This window comes from Vibrio sp. 2304 (assembly GCF_033339475.1).
In the GTDB taxonomy this organism is placed as follows: Bacteria; Pseudomonadota; Gammaproteobacteria; order Enterobacterales; family Vibrionaceae; genus Vibrio; species Vibrio alginolyticus.
Genome location: NZ_JAWOUQ010000009.1, coordinates 71,422 through 88,062 on the forward strand (window position 1 = coordinate 71,422; position 16,641 = coordinate 88,062).

Consider the following 16,641-nt stretch of genomic DNA (forward strand, 5'->3'; position numbering starts at 1 on the left):
GAATGATGATGAATCATTCAAGATGAAAGTAAAAAGCTATGGCGTGCAAACCTAAAAGCACACATCCCTTATGTATACCGACTCGCAGTGAATATCCGTCTGGGTGAGAGACCGAACGCAAACGCTGTGTAGTCAAAGGTGGATTGTGTTGTCAGATTGTTCTGACGAATTTTGGTTTTTTACTTTTATATCAGAGTGTTATTTTTATTTCACTATTGAGCTAAGTTTGACTTTTATCTGACAAAAACTAGTCTGAGCTTCCATTCAGAGGAAGCAGTCATGCTCAGTATTCTTAGAAGTATTACGGTATCGTCCGTCGCCTTAATTTTTTTAGCGAGTTCTTTTTGCTCAACTGCCAAACAGAGTCCTAAACCGAAGGTCATCGTTGGTGTTATTGCGCAAGACGAAGCTAAAGACTCGTTTGACGGTAGCGTTGGTCCTTCGTACGGAATTAGTCTTGAGTATTTGTCTAACATTACTAAAGCTTTGGATTATGAGTTAGAACTTCGGACTTACAAGCATATTCCGTCTTTACTTGCGGATGTCGAAAGCAAGAAGATTGATGGTGCGGTTGGATTTAGTAAAACAGCAGCAAGAGAAAAGCGTTTCTTGTTTTCGATGCCTTTCTTTTCGAGCACTATCGCTGTTTGGTATCGGAATGCCACTTACCGAGATAGTGATGCGCGTGATCTTAAATGGGTGTGTGTTGAGGGCAGTGTGTATTGTGACAACCTCACTGAACGTGGTATCGATAAGATACATTATGTTAAAACACGTTTAGAGGCGTTTAATGAAGTTAAGCGAGGTAAAGCGAACGCGCTGATTTACACTTATGTTGGTATTACCCAATATTTGGATTTGAATGACATTGTAAAAGGGGTTGTCGATATTCCCAGTTGGTTGAAAAACGAAGAGGTGAGTTTTATCGCTTCGTTGGACAAACAGAGTCTGATCGATGACATCAACAAAATCCTTCAGTGGGAGCAAAATGGAAAAAACATTCGCTCCGTCGCCTCGAAAAATCCTTACCATATCAGTGATAAGTTATTGGTAGATTACCGACGTAATCATCAAAACAAACTAGTGATAACTTACAGCAGCAGTGACGAAGCTTATCCGTTTCTCTACCGAGATTCGCAAACGGGCGAGTTAGATGGCTTCTTTCCAGATTTTGTCGACTTATTGCAGTCTCGTACTGGCTTGAGCTTTAAGTATGTGAAGCCGACGTCGAGCCTTTCTAATGGATTAACGGCATTTGATGCCGATATAGTCCCCATCTCTTATGTGGGTGAGCTACCTAAGTCAGATTGGTTGTTCACTAAACCATTCATGCACAGTAATTACGTGGCTATCCAAACGGAGCAGAGCAAGCGCGATAAATCTGCACTGAAAGAAGCGGGTATTCTGCTCACTTTGAAAAAGCAAGGGTTAGTTCATTTGGGCACTTGGCAACAAGGCCAAGTTGATCATTATGATGATTTGAAAAAGCTGCTTACCGATTTGAAATCGGGCGTTTTGGATGTGGCTTACATTCCTGACGACATCGTTCACAACATGATTGCACAAGATCAAGTCGATGGCTTGGTGATCAATGCGGAGGACGTTTTGACGTTCTCTAATGCATTTTCGGTTGCAAACCACAATACACAACTTCAACACATGTTGAACAGCATCATCGAAACCATTGATTCTAACGAGATCGAAAAACTGCTGCGTTCTCACCGAAGCTTCAAACTGACTTATGGCTATGACGCGGAGCAGATCGCTACATTTGTTGTTGCTGGTTCATTCATATTCTGTCTCATGTTAATTGCGGCGTATTTCATCTTATCTCACATGCGACTTAAAGTGAGGTTAGCCGAATTTAATGCTGACAATGAGGAAGCGGAAAAGCAATGGCTGATGGACATCATCAAAGAGATCAATAGCTTGGTTTTTATCCATAGTGAAAATAACCATATGGAGATGAGCAATTGTGCCAACTACAACAGTAAACAGTGCCAACAATGTAAGTTGAAAAGTGATTCTGCGCACGCTCCTCTGGTGAATAATTTTGATGAACTAACCACTGTTATTGCTGGAAAGCGTATCTCAGAAGAGGTTGCCTCGTCGGGCTGTGAACTTGATATTAAACATGTATATCGAGAACGCAAAGTCATCGCTTCTCCTAGCGGTAAGAACAAGTTTGTACTGACTGTTATTCAAGATATTACCCAGCAAAAAGAACGTGAGCAGGCGTTAATCGATGCGCAAAAAGAAGCGCAAACCGCGGTACGTGCGCGCGAAAACTTTTTGGCAACCATGAGTCACGAATTAAGAACGCCATTGTCGGCAGCACACGGCATCCTCGATTTGCTAAATCGCCAAGTGACGGCAGATTCAAATCGCGAGTTAATTGCCCAAGCCATACGCTCGCTCAATCATTTGAATACGCTAGTAGACGAAGTACTGGATTATTCAAAGTTAGAGGCAGGGCACTTAACCGTCGCCCCAGTTAAGACCGACTTGCTTAAAACCTTGTGCGATGTGTTTCGAAGCTTTGAACCACGAGCGCTTGCGAAAGGTTTGGATTACAAAGTGACAATCAAACCATTTTCGAATGCTTTCATTGAAATCGACGCGCTGCGATTGGTGCAAATTACCACCAATCTGCTCTCCAATGCGGTGAAATTCACTGCCGAAGGAGAGGTTGGAATCAGTGTCATTCTTCATGAAAAGCAGCTTATTTTGAAAGTGGCGGATTCAGGTATCGGCATGACGGATGACCAACTCGAAGGCATTCTCAATCCTTTTGTTCAAGCGGATGACACTATTACGCGTAAATATGGCGGTACTGGATTGGGGCTAAGCATTGTTGACCGATTGATCGACTGCATGGGCGGCGTGCTCTACATCGATTCACAATTTGGCTTGGGCACGACGATTACTGTCAGACTGCCAATTGAGCATTGCGACTCTGAGCCAGACGTTTGTTTGAACTGGACGTATAGCGAGAGCTTACCACTTAATATTCGCCAGTGGTGTGACGCGTGGAAAATGCGTCCAGCGACGTTAAAAACAATGGTGGCGAACCTTCACCCTATACACGACAGCGATGCCAGTTTTAATGGCCTAATGCTGCGTGACGAACAAAGGGTACTTGGCAGTCTTACGCTAAGAGAGATTCAATATCCAGATACATTGTTCAATTTGCTCAGCCAAACGCAGCAAGAAACCAAGCTTAGTGACGTAAATCAAGAAGTGGTTTCTTGGGTTCTCGGCACGGTACTGGTCGCAGAAGATAATCCCATTAACCAAAGTGTGATAGCAATGCAGCTTCATGAACTTGGAATCGAACCTGTCATTGTGAATAACGGCCGCGAAGCATGGGAATACATCAACCAAGATGAAAACATTGTGTTGCTGCTGACCGATTTTCATATGCCAGAAATGGATGGCTATGAGCTTGTTAGGCACGTGAAAAACTCCGAATTTAAAGCAATTCCAATCATCGGTGTGACAGCAGAAGATGCTCGTCTTGCCATTGAGCGCACACAGGATATCGGCATTGATGATGTGCTCTACAAGCCCTATGACCTTAATCAATTAAAAACCGTTTTGATTCCATTTATTGGCGAAAAAGAGAGGGGTAGGCTGCCCGGCTGGATTAAACGGTTCAAAGCACAGGACGCAAAAGAGATTGCGCGCGTGTTTAGTAAATCAATGTCTACAGATATAAAAAACTTAAACGCCGCATCGACTGAGCGAGACAAAAAACGGGTCATTCATGGCATCAAAGGAGCGGTTGGGGCGATAGGGGTAAGCATGCTGACTGAGCTTTGCATTGAGGCAGAACGAGTTACTGCTGCGGAGTTTGACAGGCGAACAGCGGAGCTAATTTTACGAATCGAGCAGGAGATCGAAAACATAAACTATTGGGTAGAGACAAATGAATACACAATTTAATGTGATGGTGATTGATGACCATCCGCTACAAACCACAATACTTACGCAAATATTGGATCGCTATTGCGCGCAAGTCATCCCTTTTAACTGTGTGGATGCCGCTATTCAGAGTGTGCAGGAACAATATTTTGACGTGATTTTTTGTGATATCCAAATGCCCGGAAAAGACGGCATCGATATGATGGAAATGCTCGATAAAGTCCAGTACCAGGGGCAAGTTGTACTGGTCAGTGCAATGGAATTGACCATTATTTCTGCGGTAAGAGCCATGTGCGAGGGATTTAGCTTTGAAGTATTAGGGAAGCTGCCCAAGCCATACGATGAAAATGAAGTCGTTGATTTGTTGGGTAAAATAAGAGATGAAAAAGCGAAACAAGTCAGCTTTGCTCAACCGATTGAAGTGGAAGATCAAGAATTCCTGTTTGCTCTGGCTGAAGGGCGCGTGAAAAATTATTACCAGCCTTTAGTCGATGTGCAAAGTGGGGAAGTGCTTGGGTATGAAGCGCTCGCGCGTTGGAATCATCCTATTTATGGTGTGTTACCCCCTCATTATTTTTTGCCAATTGTAGAGCGTTGCCGCCTTTCAGGAGAGTTGTTTCAAGCTGTATTGAGTAATGTTATCTATGACATGAAACACCGCGGATTGACGCAAAACGTATCCATCAATGTAGACCATGAAAATTTAGAAGATACGGCGTTCTCTCATTACTTTTTACAGCAATGTTTAGAGAGCGAGATTGACCCATCACAAATCACCATTGAAATTACAGAGCGAGATACATTTCAGACTAGCGCGTCCCTGTACAAGAATTTACTCAAGTTGAGGATGAACGGTGTCACTGTCTCAATAGATGATTTTGGCACGGGTTCATCAACGTTTGAAAAACTGGCTCAACTGCCATTCAACGAATTAAAAATCGATCGTTCGTTTGTACAAGGTGTCGAATGCGACATCAAAAAACGCAACATCGTTGTTGCTATTTGCGCGTTAGCGAAAAGTTTGAATATACGACTGGTCGCGGAAGGTATTGAAGACGAAGTCACACTGCAAGCGATACGTGAGTATGGGATTGATCTTTGCCAAGGCTTCTACATTGATAAACCCATGCCACTAGAAGTCATAACCATACTAAATGAAAGATATGAATAAATTGAATTACTTGATCTTTGACGATCATCCTCTCGTTTGTGTTGCAATCAAGTCGTTGTTGGAAGAGTTAGGGAAAACAAATGGGGTATTTACTGCAACATCAGCGAAGATGGCATTACAAATATTGAAAAAGGAAGAAATTCAACTGTTGATCTTAGATGTGAACTTGGCAGATTGCGATGGGTTTGATTTCTACAAACGTATCAAATCCCATGGTTATGAAGGCAAAGTCATTTTCTTCTCCGCTGAAACTAGCCAAATGTACAGCCAAATGGCTTTTCGTTCTGGCGCTGATGGCTATGTGTGTAAATCGGAAAATCACGACATTCTTAAAGACGCGATAGAAGCGGTAGAGAAGGGGTATACCTTCTTCAAATTTAAGCAAGTTGTTAACAGCGTTCGAGAAATGCCACAACTTTCAAGCAGAGAAAGTGCAGTAATGAAGTATTTACTACAAGGAAAGTCCAATAGAGAAATCGCTTCAGTGCTATCAATAAGTGACAAAACAGTCAGCACATACAAACGCCGTCTATTGGATAAATTTAACGTAAAGAACATTGTTGAGCTAACAAGAGTGGCGGGGGCGTAAGACCGCATCATGACACTTAAAAGTATCGCGTTGTCTCTTTTCATCGCAACATTACTATTCGTCACTTCTGTCACAATGATTGGTGCGGTGTTAATTTCTTATGAAGTAAAGCAGTTCAACACTTACGCGAATAATTTAGCCAAAATAAAACAAAAAGTAATTCTCATGGGGCTATTGACGGAAGCGCAGCTCGAGCAATACAAAGGCATGAGCGTGAGTGAAGTAGAAGCGCAAACAGAGCTGAGCTTTCAAGATGCGATTTACTCCCTGTCACCTTATGCAAAACTCAATTACGTTGAAGCTGTTGCACGGAAATCGCTTCATCAGGCTGAAGCGTATTTATCAAATGCGTTCAATCGACAAAATGCCGTTATGTATTTTCGTTCTTATACTGGAAACAAACTCATCTTAGAGAGACCGATTGAAGCGCTAGAGGGAGTGAAAGCCACATTTGATGTTGATTGGTGTAAAAGTAACTATTCTTGTGTGTTAGCCGCGTGGAAAGAGCAACTAACGGACCGGGTATTGTTTTCCCTACCATTTAAAACGACATACTCCGATGACATGGCGATAAGCATCATGAGTCCGGTTTACTTTCAAGGTGAGTTAGTGGGAGAGTTCTCGGAACAATTATACCTCTCGCCGCTTTATAATGATGGGAAAGCGGTGGATGTTCAAATAGCGAATGGGAACAAACAAATGGTGATTTATTTCGCTGGCTACCCCTTTCCATCATTCGCGTACACCCAATCATATGTCGCAGACAACAACAATCTTATCGTTTACATGTACCCATTCAGTAAAATTGTATTGGATTACGTGTTCTTGTTTATCATCTTCTTTTTCGTAACCTTAGCGTATTACAACAAAGCTTATGAATCTAAAGAGAGCAAACTTCGCCTCGCGAAAGCACTGACGAACGTGACGAAAGATGATTTAACGGGATTGTTTAACCGCAGAGTTTTTCAAGATAGCGAGTTCAAACGTCGTTTGGAAACCGCGCCATATTCCGTCATTGCAATAGATGGCGATAGGATCAAGCGAATCAATGACCATTACGGTCACCATGTAGGGGACGAAGTTATTGGGGTTATTGCTGGTGCTATGTCTAAAGTGTTTCGAAATAGTGATTATCTAGTTCGAACTGGTGGTGATGAGTTTGTTGCGATTCTGCCAGGTTGCAGTATCAGCCAATCTTCAATATTGGCGAAGAAGCTTCGTAGTGTCGTTAAAGATAACCGACTAAAGACCTTGGATATCGAGGTTAGTGTGAGTACTGGTATCGCGGCGAATGAGTTACACGAAACGCTTCAGGACGTTATTGTACGTGCAGATGAAGATCTCTATGAGATGAAAAAACACAGACAAAAGTCCCATTAAGCAGGTCTAGTATTGACTAAATGTTAAGTTACGGAACATAACCATGACATAACTGTTTGATTAATTTGACCAAACAGAATGAGTGGTCTTTTATATTAGAGCAGTCAACAAATAGTGATTGCTCTATTTATTCTCGACCTTACATCTGGTGTCGCACGTGAACAAAGATCTCGACTTAAACTTACTTAAAATACTTGTCTTACTGGATAAGCACCGTCAGCTCAAGCCCGTTGCGAAAGCGATGGGGAAGAGCGAAGCGTCAATTAGCAAATACCTTGCCCGATTGCGACTCCAGCTAAACGATGAATTGTTTATTCGGCATCCTCACCACATGGAACCGACGGACTATTTAAAACGTCAATTACCTAAAATTTCCGATGCACTCGAGAAGCTTGAAACTTGTCTAATTAGAGATGAGTTTGAACCGGAAAATTACGAAAAAGACATCACCATTTGTTTACCGCAAACCGCTCAATACTCATTTGGGCATTTACTTGCAATGGATTTAATGGTGCTGTTTCCCAAGGCGCACATTTCGATAGCAACGATTACAGAGTATACGATAGAAGAGATAATCCTAGGCAAAGTGGATGCGCAATTACATTACTTCAACGAGGATGTTCCGAAATCTGTTTATCAGAAGTTCATCGGCTATGCGCCTGCTGTGGTAGTTGTCCCTGAAGAGCTGGGAATTACCACTCTGGAAGAAGCGGCCAAACTTCCCTTTATCATGTTAGAGATTATCGGTTGGAAAGAGAAAGAGCAGCTCGTTAAGCGTGCAATGGAAAGCCACGGTATGGTCATCAACCGTATTGCGGCTCTAGACAACGTAAGCAGCGTATTGAAGCTAATTAAGCAAAAAAGCGCCGCAACCGTGCTACTTGAATATCAGGCGCCAATTGATGGATATAAATTTATAAGAGTGCCAGAGCATTTTTACCCAGATGGCTGGCCAAAAGTGGTTGTACAGGTGAAGCAAAGCTTAAGACATGATGCAATGCACCAGTTGTTAATCGGTGCTATTGCAAAATACATGAGCGCTTAGCGGCAAAACTCAATGTTTTCTGACTGAGGAATAGTATGCAGAAGTTCAATCAACGTGTCCGCATGGTACTTTTTCAGAATACGCGTTTTGTAGGTGCTGATTGTTTTAGCGCTGAGTGAAAGTTGTTCAGAAATCTTCTTATTTGAGTAGCCTTGTACAAGATAATGGAACACCATGGCTTCGCGATTTGAAAGTGTTACGTTACCCGACGATGGTGTGTGAGTCGACTTAAACATTGAGTAACCGCGTGAAACACTCACAATTGCGTCGATAATGGTCTCTCTTGTTTCATGTTTGCTTAAGAAGCCGTTTGCGCCCATTTCGTACGCTGCTTTAGAAAGACTCGAGTAGTCGCGTGAAGAAACAAATAACAGTCGGCCACGATATCCCGTCGCTAAAATGTTTTTGGCTAAACGCATACCATCGCGGTCGCCAAGCACTACGTCTAGAATAATCAAATCAATCTTTTGGCCTCGAACAAGATCCATCACTTCCGCACTGTCAGTGGTTTGAATCACTTCAGCTGCGTTGATTACGGATTCAACTAGAGAAGCAAGTGCTTCGCTATACAATGGTTGAGCGTCGATAATAAGAACATTATTCAAAGTTAACCTCACCTAATACATCAACTAGTGTGCTGTCAGGCGACAGCGCAATTGGATGAATAGGATTGTAGGAAAAACCTTGCTAAGAGGAAGGAAAATGACTCTTTCCAAAAGTGAAAATCAGTGTCTTGATTATGGGAATAGCGATGTCAGGTATTGAAATACCTAGTGATAGGATGATTACTTAAAACTTACGCTGACAGAAAACTAACAAACTGAAAGTATTCTTTCAGTGTTCTATGCCTTCAGATTTTCTTGTGATGTTTCTAGCGCTTCGATTTAAACCCGTGTGTTAGCAAGCGCAGTTTTATACCAAGCCACTTGAAGAGAGCTTGTTCTACACCAGGCATGAGCACGGTAGCCAACTTTGCACTGATATCTGTTGGATAGGTTTGGCTATTGACGCTGAACATCACTTCAAATTATTTCTAAACTTTTCATTGACTCGGCCGCTAAAAGTGGAGGTGTTAATTCGCACTTTGGCCACTCATAATGTCGTGTTCAAAAATGAGACAATTTTACATGGTTTGGTATGGAAATGTGCGTTAGCCGTCCTTTTGATGGTTTACAAATTTTGTTGTAACGACTAAAAAGGACTTTTGGATTTTTAGCCAGAGAATGGCTTCTCATGGCGTTTGCATCAAACTTTTTCTGATGCGTATTTTTGGTTGGATAATTGGCTTTATGAGTAACGTAACCAGCACCATTTTGACAGAAAGTGGTACCAATGAGCTTGAAATCATCGAGTTTCATTTAGAAAAAACATTGCCAGATGGCAGCACAAAAACTTGTTATTACGGCATTAACGTTGCGAAAGTACGAGAAGTGATTCGCGTGCCAGAAACAACCGATTATCCAAACGCACAACCTCATATGATTGGTGTGTTCTCATCCAGAGATGTACTGACGCCTTTAGTGGATTTAGCTGGTTGGTTAGGTGTGCCAACACGACAAGATCTGGAGCGCAAGTTTGTAATCGTTACGGATTTCAACAAAATGACCAATGGCTTCTTAATTGACAGCATTTCGCGTATTCATCGTATCTCTTGGAATGATGTGGAATCACCAAGTCAGTTTTTGGAAGCGGGCGAACAAGACTGTGTAGTGGCCGTTGTCCGTAAAGAAGGCAACCTGATCATGATTCTCGACTTTGAAAAAATCATCGCAGACATCAACCCAGAACTGAGTATGGAAAAGTACGATGTGAAAGGGGACAAGTCGGTGGATCTCAACCAGAGAATGGTCGGTAAGCGTAATGCTAAAACGATCATGGTGGTGGATGACTCAGCATTTATTCGCTCTTTGATCCAAGATACATTAGCTTCTTCAGGCTACAATGTGATCACATGTAAAGACGGTGGTGAGGCGCATGAGAAGTTGATGAGCTTGATCGAGGTTGCGAAAGAAGAAAACTTGCCAGTTAAAGAGCTATTAGATGCGGTGGTTACGGACGTAGAAATGCCTCGAATGGATGGTATGCACTTAGTGAAGAGACTACGCGATACCGAAGCGTTTCATGAAATGCCGATCATTATGTTCTCGTCATTGATGAGTGAGGATAACCGAGCGAAAGCACTATCTCTTGGCGCAAATGATACGATTACCAAGCCAGAGATTGGCCGCATGGTGAATATGATGGATAAATACGTGTTTAACTTTGCGTAAAAAACCGATCAGATGAAACAAATAAGGCTGCCGATTGGCAGCCTTATTTTTATTGAGGGCAGGGAAGAATATCTAAGGTGTAATTCTCGTTTGGAGTCTGCGGTGGCCCATATAAAATTCCGCATTGTGTAAGGCTAGCTCTTTTTTCGTCGGCTGCAGCAATGACCATTTCGCGAGTTGTTGAACCAGCCGGGTGATGAAATGTTTTCCAATCCGAGTCTTCTTCGTTCAGTCCTTGCACGAGTAACTTCATCGATTCGCTATCAGAATCAGGATATCCATATAAAAAAACACAGCGCTTTGAACCACCAATATTACAGCCGTCAAATGGTAAATCTGCCATTAAAGCACTGTCTACGAAGTTTGAAACGTAAGGCTTGCTTTCCAATCCCGCAATCGCCATTTTCCCATAACCGACGCCTAATGCTGACGCAATAGCGCCTTTCATTCCTTCCAAACGAGCTTCACGTGCATCACTTTGAAGGTTTAAAAAGCGTGGCGCGGCAGTGACAGCAAGAATACCGAGCACGACAATAACTACGACTAACTCTATTAGAGTAAATCCCGTTTGTTTTTTCATATTATTTTCACAGCAAGTTAAAGGTAGAAAAATACTGACCGTACACTTGTTTATTGTGTAAATAAGTACGGTAATGATAAATCGATCAGTAGTATAAAGAGGTGAGTTGTAAAGTGCTATACCGACGCCGCACTAATTGACTGAATCCATTAAATGCAATGGAGAATTCACGGGTTTAATTCTGCTAGATTTTAAGAGGTCATTAATTCCGCTGAAGAAATGCTGCGTGAACAGGCGAGCATGAATCCTCTTCGATGTAAGCAAACATGTACATCAGCGGAATGAAATACAAAATGCAAATAAGGGCGAACCGCACAAATGGATTGTCTTTTTATTCACTTTGATGAATGCTACGCGGAATTCATATCGCAGTATGCCTGAGGTATTCATCATGCGAATGTGCTTTGGTTTTGTGTTTATTTTTCAAATATAAGAATAATCTAAATGGAATTCGATTCGATAAACTTTCTTGCAATAGGTTTGATATTTCTTGGCTCTTATGTCCAGACCGCAATCGGTTTTGGCTTGGCTATTGTTGCCGCACCTTTACTGATTCTTTGGGCGCCAGAATATGTTCCTGCGCCAATCTGTTTAGTCGCGTTATTTATTTCGTTGATGAATGCGATGAAGCACCGCAGTAGTGTTGAAATCGGCGGCTTAAAGATGGCGTTGATTGGGCGAGTGCCGGGATCAATTGCTGGTGGCTTGCTACTCTTTTTTGTATCTACACAAACTCTCACGCTTTGGATTGGTTTGTTGGTGCTGTTTGCAGTCGTGGTGAGTGTTTTACCGTTTCGGGTTGAGCCTACGCCTTCGCGTATGACATGTGCTGGTTTCTTTTCTGGGTTGTTTGGTACCAGTTCTGCGATTGGAGGTCCTCCGATGGCGTTATTGTTGCAGCATCAAGAAGCGAATCAGTTACGCGGTAATTTATCGGCTTTTTTTGTTTTCAGTTCGATTATTTCACTAATAGTACAAATCCCAGTGGGCTTCTTCACATTGCATCATTTGGTCATTACTATTCCTCTATTACCTGCTGCGGCGCTTGGTTACTGGCTAGCAATGAAAACTACCCAGTCGTTACCAAAAGAAAAGATTCGGTTTGGGGCACTTATGTTGTGTTTTGTGAGTGGCTTTACCGCCGTCGTACAAGCGTTGAGCCAATAATGCCATCTGCATCATAAAGTCACTGCGGGATTGCATTCCTTTTTATGTATGGCGGACTTGTTTACTTACGCCAAATTGGTCGTTTAGATGGGCGATAGTTTTATGAATAACACTCGTTATGGCACTTTTATGGCAGCATTCTCCTTTGTGATCTGGGGATTGCTACCAATTTATTATCGTTATTTACCAAATGCTTCTATGGATGAGTTGCTAGCATGGCGAATCATTGGGTCTGTACCTGTCGGGTTTCTAATTGTACTTGGGATAACCCATCGAGGGCTGAATTGGAAAGAAATCTGGCTTGATAAAAAATCCTTGTGGTACACGTTTGTGGCGAGCAGTTTGATGTGTATTTCTTGGAGTGCGTTCACTTGGGCTTTGACCCATCATCGGGTCATCGATGCCAGCTTAGGCTTCTTTATTGGACCATTAGTATCTGTTGCACTGGGCGTATTTATTCTTGGGGATAAGCTCTCAATAGGCAAGCTTATTGCAATAGTGTTGGCAACAATTGGTGTTATGTATCAAGTGATTCACTATGGTCAGCTACCCGTTATCGCACTAACGATGGGGTTGTTCTTTGCTTTGTATGGGCTGTACAAGAAGAAGATAAATTATGACTGGAGTACAACCTTGTTTGTTGAGGCGTTGTTACTGACTCCAGTTGCACTCGCATATTTGCTCTATAAACAATGGGCAACTGGTGAACTGGCTTCGGGCACAGATACCACAACATTGCTTTTGTATTTTGGCAGTGCACCTATCACACTTTTACCACTCGTATTTTATTCTATCGCAATACGTATAACTAATTTATCAACCGTCGGTCTAATGCAATACATCGAACCAAGCTTGCAGTTTGTGTTGGCAGTTATGTTTTTTGGCGAGTTGTTTGACGAAGTGAAAGCGGTGACCTTTGCATTTATTTGGGCAGGGCTGTTGTTCACAATTTTTGAAAGTATTATCAAAGGGCATCGGCGCAAAAAGCTGGTCAAACACCCCTTATAGTGGTTTCAATATTCTCACATATTAGCTTCTTTATTCTTATGCCCTCCATTCGAGGGCATTTTTAATGTCATGAAGCATTGGCTTTCGTTTTTTGCCCGAATAGAAATCATAACTTGAGATTATTTGACGCATTATCATAATGATACCGCTATAGTTATAGCCAAGTGACACGCTTATATAAGTGAAAACCAGATCAAGAAGGACGACATATGATCACTGCTCTGTATGCCAACATTCTCGCAATACTCATTATTTGGTTGGCTGTTCAAGTAATTAAGCAACGTCGCTTAAATCAAATTGCTTATGCCGATGGTGGGGTAGAGGCTCTACAAATTGCTCGTAGTGCCCAGAGTAATGCGACAGAATATATCCCCATCACCCTGATTTTAATGGCACTTTTAGAATTTAATAGTGCTTACCCAACATGGATACATCTCACCGGTATTATTTTTGTAATTGGTCGAGTTATTCATGCTAAAGGCATATTGAAAAAAGACTTGAAAAAGCGCATTAGAGGGATGCAGGTGACATTTCTGGTGATACTTTCATTGGTTGTGTTAAATATGATTTACCTGCCATACGATAAGTTATGGTAAGTCTGCGACGTTACATTCCACCACCTTGGGTACTCGTTCTGATTGGATTAGTACTGAATATTGGCGCGATCATCGTTACTAGCTTAGTCCTTGATAAGTTGGGTAAACAGCAATCGCAGCTCGCAGAGCAAACAGCAAAAAACTTGTATTCCATCCAACTCGCATGGAACAGTGTGGAAACCCTAGAAAGGAAAAGAGAAGCTTTACTGCTGCATGTGCACATAAGTCAGAGCGTAGCGATACCTTTAGAGCTAGAAGAGGTATTAGCAGGGCATTTATCTTCTTGGGTTCTCAACGAGTCGGATGAAATAAAAATTGATCAACTTCCTCAACTGATGTCAAAGATAAATCAGGCACAAGCTTCGTATAGAGACCGCATCGATAATTACTACATTGAGAATGTAGAGCTCAATGAGGTAATGGCAAAGCAGGATGAAAAGATCGCTTGGTACAAGAATATCGGACTCTTCTTGCAAGTATTCGGACTTGCGTTAATCCTTGCTCGCGACTTAGCTAGGAAACAATAAAAGCAAGAGCTAAAGATCAGGTTTATTGCGAAATGCCAATGGTAGTTTGCAAATTGCAATTTATTCGGTGAGCAAACAGTAGCTATTGGTTAAGTTTTAATGAAAGTGATTAAATAACAACCTGTTTTTGTGCACTGAAAAGTTGGCACGCCTCATGCTTTAGTATGAGTGACCCTTTCTAAGCCGAGGGTCACCTAGCCAACTGACGTTGTTAGTGAACCATCTTGTTCACAAATATATACAGCCAATCACGACTCCTTGTGGTTGGCTTTTTTTTTATGCAGTCTAGAACTGTGTTTTAATCCAGATCATGCGATGGTCGGAAGATACATCCTTACCATCACCATACTTACCGATACGTGCATCGTTAAATAGTTTACGGCCTTCTTCATAAGACGCTGACCAGTACACACCAGAGTCTATTACATTCAAATTTGCTGAAGGCAAGGCATAGTCTACCCCTAAGCCAAACGTTGAAGTGATGCGATTCGGATATGGGTGAGTTGAACTGCGGTCAACAGCGTGTTCAGCTGCACCAAAGCTTGTTGGGTAAAGCTCACCATTCATCACGGTTTGATTAACCAATGGATCGTTGTGCAGCTCTTGCATTACAGAGCTAATACCGTCACCAGACACTGGATCAAGGTTTTGATCACCCATCATTACGAATTTAGCGCCGTTCGTTAAGCCACCTGTTTTACCCGCATCGTCGTAAAAATAGTCTTTGCCTTGAATGTAATGATGCCAAAACTCCACTTCTGCTGCGTTTTGCGCTTTGTTTTTACCGGTGTCGAATACTGGTGGAGTAGGATGAGACATCAACAAGTGTACAACTTCTTCGCCGTTGCGAGTTGGAATGATGATTGGTGCGTCAACGTGGTTTTTCGAAGATAGACGCACTTGATCCCATTCTTCCGCTGAGTACCATTCATCACCACACTTCATGCCGTCTGGAATCTTTTGCGAACCATCGCAGATAGTAATGGTTGGAATTTTCGCACCTTCCATATCTTTCCATTTAAATGCTTGGAATGTACGTGTGTTTGCTGTGTCAATTTTATACTTAGACATAAGGGCAAATGCATATTGACCATGGTACATGCCAAAGCCCCATGCATCACCTGGCATTTGACCTGCGGTTCCGTTGTTGTCGAGATCAAACTCACTCAACAACCCTGTATTAGTTGAGTAAGATTCAGCATAAGGGTATTCAATAGGCTCAAGGTTTGCTTCACCGCCCGCGCCATTGATGCTTTGCGCGACAGACAGGTAGTTCTTCTGGAATCCTTCAATGGCTGCTTTGTTTTCGCCTGTTCCGTCGTTGTTGTATTCCGCCATCATAAGAATATCAGGACGATTCTTTTGAATGATTGCTGCAACGTTACGAATTTGAATGACTTTTTCCGCAGTGGTTTTGTCTTCGGCTGCGATTGAACCGTCTAAATAAGAGGTGACCAACGCAGTTTGCTGCGTTGGTTCAATTTGCATTTCATCTACCAAAGTTTCGAAGGTAGCGCGGTCAAAAGAGAGGTTGTAAGTCGCTATTTTTACTTCTTTAGGCTGAACATTGACGTATTCAGTATCGTCATTACATCCAGATAGTAGAGCGGCGCCAACAAGGATAGCGATAGAGGTTTTGATTGCTTTCATGGGTACGTCATACCTTATAATTAATTCGGCTGAATATTAAAGTCATCAGTCATTGTTTTAAGCGATATTAGTCACACAAACGTTTTCATATTTACATGTTCAATTAGTTTTTGTGTGATTTGTGCAATAAATGCAACACTTTCAACACCAGAAGGTTATATGTAAATTGTTAAAAAACGGTGTCGTTATTGATGCGAAATAGAGAGTCCGCCACCGTTAAAAAGAAAAGCGTAGAATTTAAGCGTACATGAGATGTTTGAGTTGTATGCTTATCGCCGTGTTTTATTTTTTATGTTTAAATTTCTGTATATAATAAGCAGTCAATCAGAAGTGAGGACGACCTCACCGCTCTATCTTTTCTCGGGGACGACCCCATCTCGTTGGGAAATGTGACATGGCTTGGGGAATTCTCTTCATTGCGGGCTTGTGTGAAATCGCATGGGCTGTCGGTCTTAAATATTCACAAGGGTTTACCAAATTCGGTGCTTCGGCATTCACTATTGTCTTTATGTTATTGAGCTTTTGGTTGCTTGGCATTGCGTTAAGAACCTTGCCTTTAGGCATTGCTTATGGCGTATGGGTAGGGATTGGCGCAATAGGCACGGCAGTCGTGAGTATTTATCTGTTCAATGAGCCAGCAACACTTATCAAAGCCTTAAGCTTGCTAATGATTGTCGCTGGTATCGCAGGGTTAAAAATATCAGCTTAACGTTAGGCTAAACACAAAACAGCCA

Annotated in this window: 14 protein-coding genes; 11 read left to right on the forward strand and 3 right to left on the reverse strand. The window is 42.1% G+C overall.

Going from position 1 to position 16,641, the window contains the following annotated elements:
• Window positions 1–279 precede the first annotated feature (279 nt).
• From R7P64_RS17200 to R7P64_RS17220, 5 genes are all read left to right on the forward strand, one after another.
• The gene (locus tag R7P64_RS17200) at window positions 280–3,945 is read left to right on the forward strand and encodes an ATP-binding protein (protein ID WP_262579160.1); all 3,666 of its coding nucleotides are present in this window, start codon (window positions 280–282) and stop codon (window positions 3,943–3,945) included.
• Window positions 3,929–5,095, forward strand: a complete 1,167-nt coding sequence (locus tag R7P64_RS17205; protein WP_262579162.1) for an EAL domain-containing protein — start codon at window positions 3,929–3,931, stop codon at window positions 5,093–5,095. The genes R7P64_RS17200 and R7P64_RS17205 overlap by 17 nt, the downstream gene beginning before the upstream one ends.
• Window positions 5,088–5,684, forward strand: coding sequence for a response regulator transcription factor (locus R7P64_RS17210; RefSeq protein WP_017635347.1), 597 nt, complete (start codon window positions 5,088–5,090; stop codon window positions 5,682–5,684). Before R7P64_RS17205 ends, R7P64_RS17210 begins: the two co-directional genes overlap by 8 nt.
• A gap of 9 nt (window positions 5,685–5,693) precedes the next feature.
• Window positions 5,694–7,064: a GGDEF domain-containing protein gene (locus R7P64_RS17215; protein ID WP_318123750.1), complete on the forward strand. Its 1,371-nt coding sequence runs from the start codon at window positions 5,694–5,696 to the stop codon at window positions 7,062–7,064.
• Between the two features lie 157 nt (window positions 7,065–7,221).
• A complete protein-coding gene (locus R7P64_RS17220; protein ID WP_033906494.1) occupies window positions 7,222–8,109 on the forward strand; it encodes a LysR family transcriptional regulator in 888 nt (295 codons plus the stop codon).
• On the opposite strand, the gene R7P64_RS17225 is transcribed toward R7P64_RS17220, so the two are convergent.
• The gene (locus tag R7P64_RS17225) at window positions 8,106–8,714 is read right to left on the reverse strand and encodes a response regulator transcription factor (RefSeq protein WP_017821556.1); all 609 of its coding nucleotides are present in this window, start codon (window positions 8,712–8,714) and stop codon (window positions 8,106–8,108) included. The two genes, R7P64_RS17220 and R7P64_RS17225, sit on opposite strands and share 4 nt — an antisense overlap.
• A gap of 684 nt (window positions 8,715–9,398) precedes the next feature.
• On the opposite strand from R7P64_RS17225, the gene R7P64_RS17230 reads away from it, so the two are divergent.
• Window positions 9,399–10,379 (forward strand): chemotaxis protein, encoded by a 981-nt coding sequence (locus R7P64_RS17230; protein WP_025998672.1) that lies wholly within the window; start codon window positions 9,399–9,401, stop codon window positions 10,377–10,379.
• Between the two features lie 49 nt (window positions 10,380–10,428).
• Here the strand turns inward: R7P64_RS17230 and R7P64_RS17235 are convergent, their stop codons facing one another.
• Window positions 10,429–10,959 (reverse strand): prepilin-type N-terminal cleavage/methylation domain-containing protein, encoded by a 531-nt coding sequence (locus R7P64_RS17235; protein ID WP_054576031.1) that lies wholly within the window; start codon window positions 10,957–10,959, stop codon window positions 10,429–10,431.
• A gap of 444 nt (window positions 10,960–11,403) precedes the next feature.
• Here R7P64_RS17235 and R7P64_RS17240 point away from each other — a divergent pair, with 444 nt between their 5' ends.
• The 4 genes from R7P64_RS17240 (at window position 11,404) to R7P64_RS17255 (ending at window position 14,257) form a co-directional block, all read left to right on the forward strand.
• Window positions 11,404–12,126 (forward strand): sulfite exporter TauE/SafE family protein, encoded by a 723-nt coding sequence (locus R7P64_RS17240; RefSeq protein WP_042520743.1) that lies wholly within the window; start codon window positions 11,404–11,406, stop codon window positions 12,124–12,126.
• 102 nt (window positions 12,127–12,228) lie between these two features.
• On the forward strand, window positions 12,229–13,134 hold the full coding sequence (rarD, locus tag R7P64_RS17245) for an EamA family transporter RarD (RefSeq protein ID WP_318118968.1): 906 nt from the start codon (window positions 12,229–12,231) through the stop codon (window positions 13,132–13,134).
• A gap of 209 nt (window positions 13,135–13,343) precedes the next feature.
• On the forward strand, window positions 13,344–13,730 hold the full coding sequence (locus R7P64_RS17250; RefSeq protein WP_005376510.1) for an MAPEG family protein: 387 nt from the start codon (window positions 13,344–13,346) through the stop codon (window positions 13,728–13,730).
• Window positions 13,724–14,257, forward strand: coding sequence for a hypothetical protein (locus R7P64_RS17255; protein ID WP_054574616.1), 534 nt, complete (start codon window positions 13,724–13,726; stop codon window positions 14,255–14,257). The genes R7P64_RS17250 and R7P64_RS17255 overlap by 7 nt, the downstream gene beginning before the upstream one ends.
• Before the next feature lie 285 nt (window positions 14,258–14,542).
• Here the strand turns inward: R7P64_RS17255 and R7P64_RS17260 are convergent, their stop codons facing one another.
• Window positions 14,543–15,907, reverse strand: coding sequence for an endonuclease/exonuclease/phosphatase family protein (locus R7P64_RS17260; protein ID WP_258670321.1), 1,365 nt, complete (start codon window positions 15,905–15,907; stop codon window positions 14,543–14,545).
• A 394-nt stretch (window positions 15,908–16,301) separates the two neighbouring features.
• Here R7P64_RS17260 and R7P64_RS17265 point away from each other — a divergent pair, with 394 nt between their 5' ends.
• Window positions 16,302–16,616, forward strand: a complete 315-nt coding sequence (locus R7P64_RS17265) for a DMT family transporter (protein WP_005376506.1) — start codon at window positions 16,302–16,304, stop codon at window positions 16,614–16,616.
• The last annotated feature ends 25 nt before the right edge of the window (window positions 16,617–16,641 follow it).

What these genes read in the sequence shown, in the direction of transcription:
- R7P64_RS17200 (WP_262579160.1), top strand. Translation starts at nt 280, where the DNA reads ATGCTCAGTATTCTTAGAAGTATTACGGTATCGTCCGTCGCCTTAATT.
- R7P64_RS17205 (WP_262579162.1), top strand. Translation starts at nt 3,929, where the DNA reads ATGAATACACAATTTAATGTGATGGTGATTGATGACCATCCGCTACAA.
- R7P64_RS17210 (WP_017635347.1), top strand. Translation starts at nt 5,088, where the DNA reads ATGAATAAATTGAATTACTTGATCTTTGACGATCATCCTCTCGTTTGT.
- R7P64_RS17215 (WP_318123750.1), top strand. Translation starts at nt 5,694, where the DNA reads ATGACACTTAAAAGTATCGCGTTGTCTCTTTTCATCGCAACATTACTA.
- R7P64_RS17230 (WP_025998672.1), top strand. Translation starts at nt 9,399, where the DNA reads ATGAGTAACGTAACCAGCACCATTTTGACAGAAAGTGGTACCAATGAG.
- R7P64_RS17235 (WP_054576031.1), bottom strand. Translation starts at nt 10,959, where the DNA reads ATGAAAAAACAAACGGGATTTACTCTAATAGAGTTAGTCGTAGTTATT.
- R7P64_RS17240 (WP_042520743.1), top strand. Translation starts at nt 11,404, where the DNA reads ATGGAATTCGATTCGATAAACTTTCTTGCAATAGGTTTGATATTTCTT.
- rarD (WP_318118968.1), top strand. Translation starts at nt 12,229, where the DNA reads ATGAATAACACTCGTTATGGCACTTTTATGGCAGCATTCTCCTTTGTG.
- R7P64_RS17250 (WP_005376510.1), top strand. Translation starts at nt 13,344, where the DNA reads ATGATCACTGCTCTGTATGCCAACATTCTCGCAATACTCATTATTTGG.
- R7P64_RS17255 (WP_054574616.1), top strand. Translation starts at nt 13,724, where the DNA reads ATGGTAAGTCTGCGACGTTACATTCCACCACCTTGGGTACTCGTTCTG.
- R7P64_RS17260 (WP_258670321.1), bottom strand. Translation starts at nt 15,907, where the DNA reads ATGAAAGCAATCAAAACCTCTATCGCTATCCTTGTTGGCGCCGCTCTA.
- R7P64_RS17265 (WP_005376506.1), top strand. Translation starts at nt 16,302, where the DNA reads ATGGCTTGGGGAATTCTCTTCATTGCGGGCTTGTGTGAAATCGCATGG.